Raw genomic sequence first — 14,284 nt, 5'->3', positions numbered from 1 at the left:
TGAGAAAGAGGTTATGAAGATGAGTGAATTTTTAACAATTGGAGAACCAATTGCATTGTTTGGATCAGAAGAGGTTGATAAATCTCTAAAGGATGCCTGCCATTTTCAAAAATTTTTAGCAGGTGCAGAGGTGAATGTTGCTGTAGGTGTTTCTCGCTTAGGTCATAGTAGCGAATATATCACACAAGTTGGAAAGGATCCTTTTGGCGAATTTATTATTGATCGTTTACATGAGAATCAAATTGGAACGGATTATATCTCTGAAACAGCTGATTTTTGGACGGCTTTTCAATTAAAGGATCGTGTTAGTCAAGGAGACCCAAGTATCTTCTATTTCCGAAAAGGTTCAGCTGCCGCACACTTTGATCAAGCTGTATTAGACAAAATTGATTTTTCAGAAGTTAAGATGGCGCACTTGTCCGGGATTTTTCCAGCTATCTCGTCTGAGGCGCAAAAAGCCTTTCGTTATCTAATTAGCTTATTGGAGAAAAACCATGTTCGTACAACTTTTGATCCTAATCTAAGACCACAACTTTGGGCGAGTCAGGAAGAAATGGTAGAAACGATCAATGATCTAGCATCACATGCCGAAATTGTCCTTCCAGGAATCAATGAGGGTGAAATTTTAATGGGCAGCCGCGATCCGGAAGCAATTGCGGACTTCTATTTGAACAATGGAGAAGCAACCAAAACAGTAATTGTCAAACTGGGGACTGAAGGTGCTTACGTAAAACAAAAAGACGGTACAACTTTTACTGTTCCAGGCTTTGAAGTAGAAAAAGTCGTGGATACAGTTGGTGCTGGAGACGGATTTGCAGTTGGGCTGATAACTGCTCTAATGGAAGAAAAATCGTTGAAGGAAGCGGTTATTCGTGCCAATGCAATTGGTGCAATGGCTGTTCAATCTCCTGGAGACAATGATGGGTATCCAACGCCTCAAGAATTGCAAGAATTTTTAAAGCAACAGGAAGTGAAAGCATGAGATTACAAGCAGCCATTGACCGTGTATCATTGGAAGAGGCGATAGCGTTAGCCAAACAATTAGATGGTCGAACGGATATTTTGGAAATGGGGACTTCATTGGTCAAGGATTATGGGAACTTGGCGATCCAGAAATTGAGAGCAGCCCTGACGCAAACGGAGCTGTTAGTGGATAGCAAGACAATTGACGAGGGAGCCTATGAGTTTAATCAAGCTTTCCGTTATGGTGGTGATATTGTTACTGTGATGGGGGCTGCGTCATTAGATACTCTGAAGGCTTGTTATGAAGTTGCTGAAAGGGAAAACAAAACGATGATGATCGATTTACTGGAAGTGACAGATGAGAAAATCGAAAAAATTAAGGACTTTCCGAATGCAATCTATGCCCTGCATCATTCGGTTGATCGCAAGGACCAGTTTGATGCAACTGCGAGTGTAGAGGCTTTTCATGAGAACTTTCCAACAGTCAAAAGACTGGCTATTGCTGGCGGTATTGACTTGGAGCAGGCGGCTAGATTAGCAGAACAAGAATTAATTGAAGTCGTCATTGTAGGATCAAAAATCACTAAGGCGGAAAATCCGCTGCAGTCAGTAAATGAATTTATGGGAGCTGTTCACAAATGAAAACAATCGAAGCAATTATGCAAGAAATTAATCAAGTAATGGAGCTAGTCGACGAAAAAGAGCTGGAGCAAGCAATGCCGCTTTTTCAAAAAGATAAACGAATTTTTGTGATTGGTGCCGGTCGTAGCGGATTTCAAGCAAAGGGCTTTGCGATGCGTTTGATGCATATCGGTTACACAGATTATGTAATGGGTGAAACAATTACACCGTCTATTCAAAAGGGCGATACGTGGGTGGCTATTTCTGGTTCTGGTACAACTAAAGGCATTGTTGCGGATACCGAAGCGGCTAAAAAAATCGGTCTTGATATCGTTGCAGTAACTAGTGACAAGGAATCTCCATTGGCTAAATTAGCAGACAAAGTCATTGTAGTACCTGGTGCAACAAAAACAGGAGCTGGAGTGAAATCTATTCAACTGTTGTCTACGCTGTTCGATCAAACGGTGCACATCACATTAGATGCCCTAACCTTGAAATTGGCTCAGCGTGATCAAACTTCAAATGAAGATGCTCTTCATGAACACGTGAATGTAGAGTAGGTGAGCCAAATGAAAAAACAGGAAGTTTTAACACGTATTGAAAATGCGGGGATCGTTGCAGTTGTTAGAGAAAACTCTCGAGAGAACGCTTTTGAAGCGACAAAAGCTGTTATTAAAGGTGGAATTAAAGGAATCGAAATCACGTTTTCTGTACCACAGGCAGATCAAGTGATTACTGAATTGAAAGCCGCCTATCAACAGGATTCGAGTGTAACTATCGGAGCAGGGACAGTTTTAGATGCAGTCACTGCGCGACTGGCAATCATGGCAGGAGCGGATTTCATTGTCAGCCCTAGTTTTGATGAGAAAACAGCAGAAATGTGCAACTTTTATCAGATTCCATATCTGCCAGGTTGCATGACCATTACTGAAATGCAACAGGCGATGAAGAGTGGCGCAGAAATTGTAAAGCTTTTTCCGGCTAACAATTTTTCTCCACAAATGATCAAGGCGGCAAAAGCACCACTACCACAGGTTAACATTATGCCAACCGGAGGAATTAATTTAGAGAATTTAGCGGAATGGAAACAAGCAGGAGCAATCGTTGCTGGTGTCGGCGGAAATCTATTTAAAGGTGTAGCTGAAAATGATTTCGAACTCGTTACAACGACTGCTGAAAAGTATCGTGCATTGTGGCAAGAAAGTTGATTTTGTATGGAACAAGCTCATCATCGGGGAAGGGTGATGAGCTTGTTGTTGCATCATTTTGTACTAAAAACATTTTCGTCGACAGAAAATACTGTGAACTTTTCACTATGAATCGTTCTATTTCCTAATAATTATTCATTAGAAGAATAAGAAAACGCTTGTCTTAATAGAAGACGTTTTTCTTCATTGACAAGCTGAAATTTCTCTGCTATTTTATTAGCAATCGATGAAACGCGAGGATAAAGAAAGTAAAGTAATCTTGTTTGCTAAAGAGAGTTCCTGTCTGGTGAAAGGGAATGCGAATCAGTTACTTGAAAATGGCTTTTGAGCGGATTTCCCGAATGTTTAAGGAAATACGGATGCCCCCGTTAACAAGGCACAGTCTCCAAAAAACTTTTTTGGGTACTGATTGAGGTGAAATCTGTGAGGATTTTACGATTAAAGGTGGTAACGCATTGTCAATGCCCTTAGCAATTATTTTGCTGAGGGCTTTTTTTGTGTTTACTCTTTCGTTGGGATGACGATCTCAACTCGAAAATGACTCACGGACATCCTCAAAAAAAGATCGTAAAATTGGAAGGTGGAAGATTTATGGCAGGATTTTTAGTAGTTCAAACGGATTTTGGTTTACAGGATGGTGCGGTCAACGCAATGTACGGAGTAGCTTATCAAGTTGAGCCGACTCTAAATATCAATAATTTAACCCATGAGATCGAACCTTATAATATTCATGATGCAAGCTATCGTTTATTACAGGCGGTCACTTATTGGCCAGCGGGAACGGTCTTCGTTTCTGTGGTTGACCCCGGTGTTGGTTCAACCCGTCGCAGTGTCGTCGCAGAGCTGAAGGATGGGCAATATGTGATTACACCCGACAACGGGACATTGACTTATTTAGCGCAGTATGTCGGAATTAAAGAAGTTCGACAAATTGATGAGGAAAGCCAACGTCTACCAGGCTCATCTGAAAGCCACACGTTTCACGGAAGAGACGTCTATGTTTATAACGGTGCTCGCTTAGCTAGTGGAAAAGTAGATTTTGCTGAACTAGGAACGATCATTTCAAGCAGTGAATTAGTGACATTCCCATTGATCGCTCCAGAGCAAACACAAGATAAAATTACAGGAACGATTGATATTACCGATATTCGATTTGGTTCGCTATGGACGAATATTCCTGTGGATTATTTCAAAAACTGGCAGGTTGAATATGGACAAAGCCTGCTAGTAAAAATATACTATCAAGGTGTGGTCCGTTATCAAGACGAAGTGGTCTTTGGTCGTTCCTTTGCTCAAGTAGAGTCAAAAGAGGCTGTTCTTTACATTAATTCGCTCTTAAATGTTGGCCTGGGAATCAATTTAGATTCGTTCTCATCTGTGTATAAAATCGGCACGGGCAATGATTGGACGATTGAACTGACCAAAATTTAGGGAACAAAGCACTTATTAAATAAAAAGGGGTAAAAGGTATGAATAAGAAATTTACGGTTAAACACATTGTAGCAATCGGGATTGGCGCAGCAGTTTTCTTCATTTTGAAACGCTTCGTGACGATTCCCACAGGAATTCCCAATACAGACATTGCAACTGCCTATCCTTTCTTGGCGTTGTTGGGAGTAGTATATGGACCGATCGTCGCGGGATTAGCGGGATTTATCGGACATGCGCTAGGTGATCTGACAACTTATGGTGCATGGTGGTCATGGATCGTTGCATCAGGAATTTTAGGGGTATTTTTCGGATTATTAGCGAAGCGAATCCCAATCGAACAAGGCATTTTCGGCAAGAAAGAAATCGGCATTTTTTTAGTGGGTGAAACGATCGCTAATTTAGTCACTTGGGTGGTTATTGCGCCGATCGGAGATATCTTAATCTACGCCGAAGCACCAAGTAAAGTCTTTACCCAAGGTGTTGTAGCCGGCATTACTAATTCAATTGTAACGGGAATCATCGGATTTATTTTATTAAAGGCCTATGCCCAGACAAAGACGAAAAAAGGTAGTTTGAACAAAGAAGCTTAGAACGTGAGGACATAAAATGATCGAGTTTCGTGATTTTACATTTCAATATGATAGCCAGGCTGAACCGACATTGAAAGCGATCAATTTGACCATCAATTCAGGGGAAAAGATTTTGATTATGGGTCCCAGCGGCTCAGGTAAATCGACTTTGGGAAAATGCTTGAATGGCATCATTCCACAAAATGAAAAAGGAACATATACTGGCAACTTGACGATTAATGGCAAAGCATTCAGTGAATCATCCATTTATGATCTTTCTCTCGATGTCGGTACAGTGCTGCAGGATACCGACAGTCAATTCGTCGGCTTAACTGTGGCCGAGGACATCGCTTTTTCTCTGGAAAATGAAATGATTAAACAACCAGAAATACGTAAAGCAGTCAATTACTGGGCGGAAAAAACCAATCTGCTCGCTCAGTTGGAAAAACGACCACAGGATCTTTCTGGTGGACAAAAGCAGCGTGTGACGATGGCTGGAGTTCTAATCGATGAGACACCGATTCTGCTATTTGATGAACCGTTGGCAAACCTTGATCCACAGACTGGCTATGAAGCAATTCAAATGATTGATCAACTGTATCAATCGCAAAAATTTACAACGATCATTATTGAACATCGCTTAGAAGAGGTATTAGCGGCACCAATTGATCGGGTGATTTTGATGAATGAAGGGATGATCGTCGCGGATTTACCACCCACGGAGTTACTAAAAAGTGATTTACTAGGGAAATACGGGATTCGTGAACCACTTTACATCACCGCTTTAAAAAGGGCAGGAATCCCTTTAAATGATTTTATTGACTTAACGCAAGTAGATCAGTTAGTTTCACCAGAAATCTCAGCAGCTTTGGTAAAATCACAGGGTGAATTTAAACCCGTTTCTCAAAAGAATGAATCACTATTAACATTGCAAAATCTCACATTTGGTTTTGGAAATGAACCTGTGATCAAGGCAGTCGATCTAGCGCTTTATCAAGGTGAAATGATTAGTTTAGTGGGGCATAATGGTGCGGGAAAGTCCACATTATCGAATCTGATTACTGGCTTTTATCCTCTCCAAACGGGGGAGTTGTTATGGAAAGATCAATCGATTGCAGATGAGAGCATTAAGGAACGAGCAGATAAAATTGGCTATGTGCTGCAAAACAGCAATCAAATGCTCTCTAAGAATATGATTTTCGAAGAAGTGGCCTTAGGTTTGGAAAATCGAGGAGTTGATCCTGATACGATTCAAAGAAGAGTATTTGAAACATTGAAGGTTTGTGGGCTTTATGAATTCCGTAATTGGCCAATTTCTGCATTAAGTCATGGTCAAAAACGTCGAGTGGCAATTGCCGCAATCTTAGTATTAGAGCCTGAGCTGTTAATCTTGGATGAACCCACTGCCGGGCAAGACTACTATCACTACAACGAGATGATGACGTTCCTACGTAAATTGAATCAACAGGGGATTACGATTCTGATGATCACTCACGATATGCATCTAATGCTGGAACATACACAACGAACTTTGGTGTTAAAAAATGGACAAATCATTGCTGACGAGACACCTGCCAATGTACTATCTTCAGCAGATCTGGTGGCTTCAGCAAGCTTGCGTCAAACCAGTCTGTATCATTTGGCGAAAAACAATCATTTAGCGGATGCAACTGGTTTCGTGTCTGCATTTATTCAGCATGATGAGGGAGGAGCATATGGAGAGCAATAATTTAATCGGATATATGCCGAAAAAAACTGTGATCCATCAGCTTAGCGGTTTTACAAAGCTGTTATGCTTTTTGCTGATCTCAGTTGTGGGGATGATTTCTTATGATACCCGCTTTCTTTTAGGATTGACAGTTTTTTCGGCAATCCTATTCCGAACAGCGCGGATCAGCTATCGTGAGATTTCCTTTGTCGTTAAATTTATCGCGTTTTTCTCGATCTTGAATCTAGTGACAGTCTATTTATTCGCTCCGGAATACGGAGTAACGATCTATGGCACTCGTCATGTAATTTTTGAGGGGATTGGGCGTTATACGCTGACCCAAGAGCAACTTTTTTATGAATTTAACCTGCTGATCAAATACTTTGTAACGATTCCACCGGGTCTGATTTTTATTTTGACAACCAATCCCAGTGAATTGGCTTCAAGTATTCACAGGGTCGGTGGTTCCTATAAGATTGCTTATGCTTTCTCTTTAGCATTGCGTTATATTCCAGATATTCAAGAGGATTTTCGGACAATTTCCAAAGCGCAACAAGCGCGAGGAAATGAGCTTTCCAAAAAAGCTTCTTTGATAAAGCGTGTCAAAGGGAACTTAACGATTGCCATCCCTTTGATTTTTTCTAGTTTGGATCGAATCGAGACAATTTCTTCAGCGATGGAGTTGCGTCGCTTCGGCAAGAAGAAAGGGCGCACATGGCTGCTTGCCAAACCCTTAAAACGTCAGGACTACCTCGCATTGCTTGTAGTTATCCTACTCTGTTCAACAGGGATTTTACTCCTAGTTGTTAATGATGGACGTTTTTATAATCCATTTCGTTAAAAAGACGAAGCTCTCTAGCGTTTCCAGAGAGCTTCGTCTTTTTATTGTATATAGAACGATCTTATCTGATAGTAGATTGGTAAATCTATTCAGCGCGATTCGCAATTCCTGGGATAAATTTTAAACAGTAAAGTGCACATAATCCGACAATGATGTAGATAATTTTTGCAAGAATTGCTGTGCTTCCTCCAGATATTGCTGCAACTAAATCATATTCAAAAAGACCAACTAATAACCAATTGATGCCGCCAACGATCAACAAAATAAGCGCGATAATATCTAGGTATTTCATCTGTATTTCCTCCCTTCTGATGCTTGTAACGTTATCATAGTTGCAGATGATACCCTACAAATCTGCTCAGGATATGTTAAAAAGGATATATTTTTTGATTAAATGAGCAACCGTTTGGAAGGAAATAGTTATTGAAACATGCGCTACTTGTAAAATGCAAACAATCCATTAAATTTATGGGGCAAACTTTTTTTAGTTAATGACCCCATCTGATAGTTCTATGCGTATAATAAAGATGAGAAACGCTGACAACAAAAAGGGGGCGAGCAAATTGTTAAACCCATTTATCAATGCTGGTTTAGAAGTTGCGCTAAAGGAACTTTTTCGTGATAAATTCACTACAGGACAAGTTTACCCGGCAATTGCAACCGATGTGTGTAAAGAACGTTTGATTGTTTATGTATATCCGAATAACTTAAAATTCGTCTTTGTTGATCAGGAACAAGAAGCGCTGGAACAAGCGGCTCTAAAGGAAGTAGAAGAATGACTATTAGAAAACAGGTGAGGTCCGATGTTGAAGGCCTCACCTGTTTAAATTATTGAATTTTATCTAAGATTAATTTTGCACAATCGATTTGATTCGGGATATTGCCGGCTTCATCTTTCACTCGCCAGATATCTGGAGTAATTTCATCAACCACGTACATTTTTCCATTTTCATCATAGCCAACTTCGATTTTAAAATCGATCAAGGTCAAGTTCATTTCAGCTAGGGCTTCTTTAAGCACTGCTCCAACCTTAGTTAGAATATCAAGGCCTTCATTGTATTGTTTAGGCTTCAAAATGCCCTTCATTTGACACAGACGATCAGTAATCAATGGATCGCCCTGTTCATCATCCTTCAACGTTACTTCTAAATAAGGAGGGTCAAAAGGAAGCCCTTCTGGTAAGGTAAAACGACGACACATGCTGCCAGCAGTAAAATAGCGTAAAACAAATTCTAAATTTGGTACGGTTAACTGACGGACTTTCATCAATCCTTTTTCGATATCCGCATCAAGATAGTGGGTAGGAATATCGTTTTTTTCCATCAATTCAAAAAAATATTTGGAAATAGTCAGTCCAATTTTTCCTTTGCCATCAACGCTGCCGCCAACAGTATTAGAGCCTGGATCAAAGACACCATCCTCGCCAGTTGCGCTGTCTTTAAACAACAAATGTACCTCTTTGCTTTCTTCATCCAGTAATACTGTCTTTGTTTTGCCATCGTACAATTCTTTCATTTTTTCCCGCCTTCTCTGAAATATCCAGTGTTTTCAAAAATGATAACATTCGATATTTTTACTGTCGATGATTTTTCGGATTTTCTTTAAAAAAAGAAGCTGAATGTTCGGCTTTTGTTCTTTAGAGTGGTGGAAAACGCGCATAACTATAGATGATGAGTGTTTTTTAAGATTTTAGCGAGTATACAATACTGTTTTTACATCTTTATCTATAGAAAAAGCCAAAACGCTGTTAAATCAACGTTTTGGCTTTACTCTTAAGATAATGGAATGGAGACGGCGGGAGTCGAACCCGCGTCCAAACACATCGACACTCAAAAATCTACGCTCATAGTCATACTATTTAAATTTCGCTTTGCCCTCTGCCGCATGACAGGCCGCGGGCATTGCTAGTCTGATGCACTCTTTTTCAACTTGCAGACGGAAAGTTGAAACGTATCCCACTTAGAATAGGACCCTTACTCGAGCACATGGGCGATACCGAGAGGATCTACGCTAACTGTTTTTAGGCAGCTAAAGCGTAAGAGTTATTGTTGTTTTTAGCAGTTATATTTAACTGTAACGTTTTTACGTAGACGTAACCTACGAAGCGCAATTCAAGCTCAAACTATGCCTGTCGAATCCGTAACGTCCCCTAAATAGAATATTTTGTTGCAAAAGAAAGTATAACATTTCGTTATAAAAAATGCAAAGAAGGAAGTGAGTAATGAAAAAATTGTTATGGGAAACGGCGAAAAATTGAAGAAAAAACAAATAGTTAGTGAAGATACGGGTAAGGTAATGGTTCAAAAAAATGAAATAGAGTATACTTAGAATGAGAATCAGATGATACCAGGGGGTTAAAGTATGAATATTTTAATGATTGAAGACAATGAATCCGTATCTGAAATGATGCAAATGTTTTTCTTAAACGAAGGCTGGGAAGCGGAATTTAAATATGACGGAAAAGAAGGTCTGGATGCCTTTAAAGCAGAGCCTGAAAAGTGGGACATGATCACACTTGACTTGAATTTACCAAGTATGGACGGGATGGAAGTAGGTCGAGAAATTCGAAAAATTTCTAAAACAGTCCCAATTATTATGTTGACCGCAAGAGATTCCGAAAGTGATCAGGTCATCGGTTTGGAGATGGGGGCGGATGACTATGTCACGAAACCTTTTTCACCACTAACCTTGATTGCTCGGATTAAGGCGTTGCATCGTCGTAGCGAATTGACTTCAGAACCACAAAAGGAAGCGGCAGCAACAAATGAGAATTTTGATATTCAAACGGATCATTTCAAGATGAATTTGAAAACCCGAGAGGCTTATCTAGATGAAAAGCCGATTGATGGATTAACACCGAAAGAGTTCGATCTATTGTATACGATGGCGAAAAAGCCGCGCCAAGTATTCACCCGTGAACAGTTATTAGAATTGGTTTGGGACTATCAATATTTCGGAGATGAACGAACCGTTGATGCTCACATCAAGAAATTACGTCAAAAAATCGAGAAAGTCGGTGCACAAGTCATTCAAACCGTTTGGGGCGTAGGCTACAAATTTGACGACACCGAGGTTGGTCGATGAAATACCTGTATCAACAATTACTGGCTTTCGGCGGCTTGATCCTGTTGATTTTATTAACATTAGGACTGTCTTTTACGCAGTTTACTCGTAAGACTTTAGAGGACAATAACTATAAAGAATTGCTTGGCTATGCTCAGTCAATGGAAAAGAATAATTTATCGTTAAGCCGAGATATTCGTTTTGAAGGGATGTCGAGCAACGAGATTTTCCAATTCGCTATCGGTGTCACTGAATCGAGTTTGAATCAGCAAGATGTTTCGTTTGTTTTCATTGATAAGGATCGGGAGGTACAATACCCTGATAAATCCGGTAAGGTGAATCCGAACCTTGTCAGTGATGCACAATGGAAAGCATTAAAGGCTGGACAGCAGCAAAAGGAAACAAGCTCTAAAAATGTTATGGGACAAAATCAAACAACGTCTTATGCGATGGTTCCATTTTTTACTGAGGGCGTATTCTTTGGAGTGTTGCTTGTTAGTCAACCGGCAATGAATGTTGAGACTAGCGTTAATTCCATTGTGACTGATTTATTTAAAGCGTTCATTATTGCGTCTATCATTGCTATTATTGTCAGCTATTTCTTTGCAACACAACAGGTGAAACGAATCAACCGGATGCGTTCAGCAACCAAAGAGGTGGCAGCGGGAAACTTTGATGTCGTGGTACCCAATCGTAATCGCGATGAGTTTGATGACCTCGCGGATGATTTTAACCGCATGACGGTTTCTTTAAAAGAATCGCAGGATGAAATTGAACGACAAGAAGAGCGGCGAAAGCAGTTTATGGCGGATGCTTCTCATGAAATGCGAACACCGTTAACGACGATCAATGGATTGTTAGAAGGGATGCAGTACAACGCGATACCCGAAAATCAACGAGAAAAAGCGATTAAGCTGATGCAAAATGAAACCTCGCGCTTGATTCGATTAGTGAATGAGAATTTGGATTACGAAAAAATTCGAACGAACCAGATCAGTATTTTACTTCAGGAGTTCAATGCAACAGAAGCTGTGGGGACACTTGTTGCTCAATTAGCCGCTAAAGCGGAAGCCTCAGGGGATCAGCTGATCTTGAAAACGGATGAACCAATCACCGTTTATGCTGACTACGATCGTTTTGTTCAAGTGATGGTGAATCTGATCCAAAACGCGATCCAGTTCACCAAGGATGGGCTGATCACTGTGACGATCACAAAATTGGAGAAGGCAACGGAGATCAAGATTTCTGACAACGGAATCGGCATGTCTGAGGAGCAGGTAAAGAATATCTGGGATCGCTATTATAAGGCGGATCCATCACGAAAAAATACCAAATATGGTGAATCTGGCTTAGGTCTATCGATTGTACAGGAGTTGGTTCGTTTGCATAATGGAACCATCGAAGTGGATAGTGAATTGGAAAAGGGAACTACGTTTACTGTTAATTTCCCCGATAAGCCACAAGAAGCAGAATCGTCTGAAAAGACCAATGAACAAAAAGAAGCGTAAAACCGAATCGGTTTTACGCTTCTTTTTTATAGAATGGCTAAAATGATAAAGTTTAGAATAAATAGTAGATCCACGATCCAAAGAATCGGAGAAATTTCGTTGGTTTTTCCTTTAATCACTTTGACGATCGTGTAGAAGATGAAGCCAGCGGCGATCCCATAAGAGATGCTATAGCAAAGCCCCATAAAGACACTAGCGAAGAAAGCAGGGACAGCTTCCTCTAGATCTAACCAATTGATGTCTGCAAAAGATGCGAGCATCATTACCCCAACTAAGATCAAAGCAGGAGCCGTTGCTTGAGCTGGAACGATCGCAATCAGTGGAGAGAACAAACTACTTAAGGCAAATAGGATCGCTACGACAACAGAAGTTAAACCTGTTCGTCCACCAGCACCAATACCAGCTGCCGATTCGACATAGGTTGTTGTATTCGAAGTACCAAAGATTGCACCGATTGAAGTAGCAATCGCATCAGCGAATAATGCTTTATCCATCTTTGTTTTAAAGCCTCTTGAGCCGTCATCCAGCGCTTTTTCATCCTCTTTTGAGAAGATCCCTGTACGACGCCCAGTACCGATGAACGTACCGATTGTATCAAAGGTATCGGACAAACTGAAGGCTAAAATGGTCATTAAAACCTGTGGCAACTTCGATGAATCTGAGAAGAGAGAGCCCATACCATCTGATCCAAAAGCATCACCAAACGTTGTTCCCAATTCTTGGATGGAACTACCTAATGAGTTGGCATGCCAATCAATCGCACCTAATTGAACAACACCCATAGGAATTCCTAATAACGTTGTAACAACGATTCCGATTAAAATTGCCCCACGAACGTTTTTAACAACTAAAATAGTGGTAACGACTAAACCAAAAACAGCTAATAGAATTGGAGCATTATTAAAGTTTGCTAGGGCAGGAACAATTCCACTGTTGATTGTAACATTGGTTGCTTTGCCGCCTTCAACCACACTACTGGTGATTGCAGATGAATCTGCACTAAAGGAAAGTAATCCAGCATTTTTGATACCAACATATGCTACGAAGATACCAATTCCGCCACCGATCGCGTGCTGCATACTTTCTGGGATTGCGTGAATAATCAATTTACGGATTTTAGTGACGGTAATTAGAATATTGATGATTCCGCAAATAAATACCATTGCCAATGCTTGTTGCCAAGAATAACCTAAACCAAAAACGACTGTGTAAGTGAAAAATGCGTTTAGGCCCATTCCAGGTGCTTGCGCGTAAGGAACATTCGCAAATAATCCCATCACTAAAGTGCCGATCACAGATGCGATGATCGTAGCTAGAAAGACCGCTTGAAAAGGCATCCCTGAAGCTGATAAAATACTTGGATTGACGAATAAAATATAGCTCATTGCAAAGAATGTTGTGACACCTGCCATTACTTCGGTGGAGATGTTAGTACCTTGCTCTTTCAATTTAAAGAATTTATCCATTATAATTAAACGCTCCTTAAAAATAAGTTCATTATATCGGCAAAAACCGAATACTTTTAAAGTATAATGAAGAAACAATCGACTTTCAACAATAAGTTTAATAGGAGAACAAATAAAAAGAAGAATGTTCGTGTTTAACGAACATTCTTCTTTTTTATAGGAGTGCTAATCAAACGGAAGGAAAGGATTAGCACGCATAAATATAGAAATAGGGAGGAAACAGCTTTGAATAGAGAATAGAAAAATAGATCCAGCAGTGTTGTCGAAGAGAGTTCAAACGATAGCGAGGAACGGATGGAATAAGCAATTCCACTTGTCCCATTACTCAAAACAAAGTTCGGCAATTCTTTTATTTGGTTCAATCCTTGGTGATACATGTTTTGTAAAAAAGACTCGTAAATCGGTTGGAAGATGGTGAATAGAAAAATCAAACAAGTTGCAGCAAATAATAACCCAATAATGAATTCTAAACCAGTAGAATAAATGACCTGTTTCATCGGTAGTGCAGTCTTTTTCTTTCGATGAATCCTAATAGCAAAGTAAACCAACAAAAGGACAAGCAAGACACATGCGCTAATCAGCAATCGGAAAGAAAAATATTGTTGCAGCTGATTAATTTCTTTATGTGTAAATAGTTGAATTTGATTAGAGGAATCTAGTTGTTTTAAAATCAGCTTTAACATTCCTAAACTGGTCAAAACAAAAAGAGCAACCAGATAGATTACCCAAGATATTGAAAATTGGATTCGATGTCGTTTGATTGTTGAAAGCGTCGTTGAAAAAAGTTCCATAGATTCCCACCTCTTACAAATAAGTATAAAATCCTAATTTGAAAGAAATATGAATTCTATCGGAAGAAATAAGTGTAAACAAATGAACACCCTTCACATTTTTGTGAAGGGTGTT

The 14,284-nt window shown here is 39.9% G+C and carries 15 protein-coding genes, 1 other RNA gene and 1 other annotated feature; of the genes, 11 read left to right on the top strand and 5 right to left on the bottom strand.

Translation table 11 applies throughout. The features are described from left to right. The first annotated feature begins 19 nt into the window (after positions 1-19). The 8 genes from IGI44_RS09840 (at position 20) to IGI44_RS09805 (ending at position 7,341) form a co-directional block, all read left to right on the top strand. A complete protein-coding gene (locus tag IGI44_RS09840) occupies positions 20-982 on the top strand; it encodes a sugar kinase (RefSeq protein WP_438787562.1) in 963 nt (320 codons plus the stop codon). Next, positions 979-1,605 carry an orotidine 5'-phosphate decarboxylase / HUMPS family protein gene (locus tag IGI44_RS09835; protein WP_438787561.1) on the top strand — a complete coding sequence of 209 codons (627 nt, stop codon included), beginning with the start codon at positions 979-981 and terminating at the stop codon, positions 1,603-1,605. Before IGI44_RS09840 ends, IGI44_RS09835 begins: the two co-directional genes overlap by 4 nt. Continuing rightward, the gene (gene hxlB, locus IGI44_RS09830) at positions 1,602-2,144 is read left to right on the top strand and encodes a 6-phospho-3-hexuloisomerase (protein WP_438787560.1); all 543 of its coding nucleotides are present in this window, start codon (positions 1,602-1,604) and stop codon (positions 2,142-2,144) included. The genes IGI44_RS09835 and hxlB overlap by 4 nt, the downstream gene beginning before the upstream one ends. Before the next feature lie 9 nt (positions 2,145-2,153). Beyond that, positions 2,154-2,792: a bifunctional 2-keto-4-hydroxyglutarate aldolase/2-keto-3-deoxy-6-phosphogluconate aldolase gene (locus tag IGI44_RS09825; RefSeq protein WP_438787559.1), complete on the top strand. Its 639-nt coding sequence runs from the start codon at positions 2,154-2,156 to the stop codon at positions 2,790-2,792. Positions 2,793-3,019: 227 nt separating this feature from the next. After that, positions 3,020-3,264, top strand: a binding site (T-box leader). Positions 3,265-3,383: 119 nt separating this feature from the next. Continuing rightward, entirely contained in the window at positions 3,384-4,223 is an 840-nt protein-coding gene (locus IGI44_RS09820; protein ID WP_438787558.1) for an SAM hydrolase/SAM-dependent halogenase family protein, read from the top strand. A gap of 38 nt (positions 4,224-4,261) precedes the next feature. Continuing rightward, entirely contained in the window at positions 4,262-4,813 is a 552-nt protein-coding gene (locus IGI44_RS09815; RefSeq protein WP_438787557.1) for an ECF-type riboflavin transporter substrate-binding protein, read from the top strand. 16 nt (positions 4,814-4,829) lie between these two features. Further along, positions 4,830-6,521 (top strand): ABC transporter ATP-binding protein, encoded by a 1,692-nt coding sequence (locus IGI44_RS09810; protein WP_438787556.1) that lies wholly within the window; start codon positions 4,830-4,832, stop codon positions 6,519-6,521. Further along, entirely contained in the window at positions 6,508-7,341 is an 834-nt protein-coding gene (locus IGI44_RS09805) for an energy-coupling factor transporter transmembrane component T family protein (protein ID WP_438787555.1), read from the top strand. The genes IGI44_RS09810 and IGI44_RS09805 overlap by 14 nt, the downstream gene beginning before the upstream one ends. A gap of 85 nt (positions 7,342-7,426) precedes the next feature. Here IGI44_RS09805 and IGI44_RS09800 read toward each other — a convergent pair whose 3' ends face one another. Further along, positions 7,427-7,633, bottom strand: coding sequence for a DUF378 domain-containing protein (locus IGI44_RS09800; RefSeq protein WP_016182137.1), 207 nt, complete (start codon positions 7,631-7,633; stop codon positions 7,427-7,429). 271 nt (positions 7,634-7,904) lie between these two features. Here IGI44_RS09800 and IGI44_RS09795 point away from each other — a divergent pair, with 271 nt between their 5' ends. Then, positions 7,905-8,120, top strand: coding sequence for a hypothetical protein (locus tag IGI44_RS09795; RefSeq protein WP_438787554.1), 216 nt, complete (start codon positions 7,905-7,907; stop codon positions 8,118-8,120). Between the two features lie 49 nt (positions 8,121-8,169). Here the strand turns inward: IGI44_RS09795 and IGI44_RS09790 are convergent, their stop codons facing one another. Both IGI44_RS09790 and ssrA read right to left on the bottom strand, forming a co-directional pair. Continuing rightward, positions 8,170-8,856, bottom strand: coding sequence for a phosphoribosylaminoimidazolesuccinocarboxamide synthase (locus IGI44_RS09790; protein WP_438787553.1), 687 nt, complete (start codon positions 8,854-8,856; stop codon positions 8,170-8,172). A 268-nt stretch (positions 8,857-9,124) separates the two neighbouring features. Next, positions 9,125-9,491: a transfer-messenger RNA gene (ssrA, locus tag IGI44_RS09785) on the bottom strand. Between the two features lie 211 nt (positions 9,492-9,702). Between ssrA and IGI44_RS09780 the strand changes: the two genes are divergently transcribed. Next, positions 9,703-10,425 carry a winged helix-turn-helix domain-containing protein gene (locus IGI44_RS09780; protein ID WP_438787552.1) on the top strand — a complete coding sequence of 241 codons (723 nt, stop codon included), beginning with the start codon at positions 9,703-9,705 and terminating at the stop codon, positions 10,423-10,425. Further along, positions 10,422-11,912 carry an ATP-binding protein gene (locus tag IGI44_RS09775; RefSeq protein ID WP_438787551.1) on the top strand — a complete coding sequence of 497 codons (1,491 nt, stop codon included), beginning with the start codon at positions 10,422-10,424 and terminating at the stop codon, positions 11,910-11,912. The genes IGI44_RS09780 and IGI44_RS09775 overlap by 4 nt, the downstream gene beginning before the upstream one ends. A gap of 26 nt (positions 11,913-11,938) precedes the next feature. Here IGI44_RS09775 and IGI44_RS09770 read toward each other — a convergent pair whose 3' ends face one another. Together IGI44_RS09770 and IGI44_RS09765 are read right to left on the bottom strand one after the other, a co-directional pair. Further along, complete coding sequence (locus IGI44_RS09770; protein ID WP_438787550.1) at positions 11,939-13,378, bottom strand: NCS2 family permease; 1,440 nt, start codon at positions 13,376-13,378, stop codon at positions 11,939-11,941. Between the two features lie 134 nt (positions 13,379-13,512). Beyond that, positions 13,513-14,169 (bottom strand): hypothetical protein, encoded by a 657-nt coding sequence (locus IGI44_RS09765; protein ID WP_438787549.1) that lies wholly within the window; start codon positions 14,167-14,169, stop codon positions 13,513-13,515. Positions 14,170-14,284 lie beyond the last annotated feature (115 nt).

This window comes from Enterococcus sp. DIV0756 (assembly GCF_051710745.1).
GTDB lineage: Bacteria > Bacillota > Bacilli > Lactobacillales > Enterococcaceae > Enterococcus_A.
Note: the sequence above shows the minus strand (reverse complement) of the source record. Positions and strands in the feature narration are given on the sequence as shown.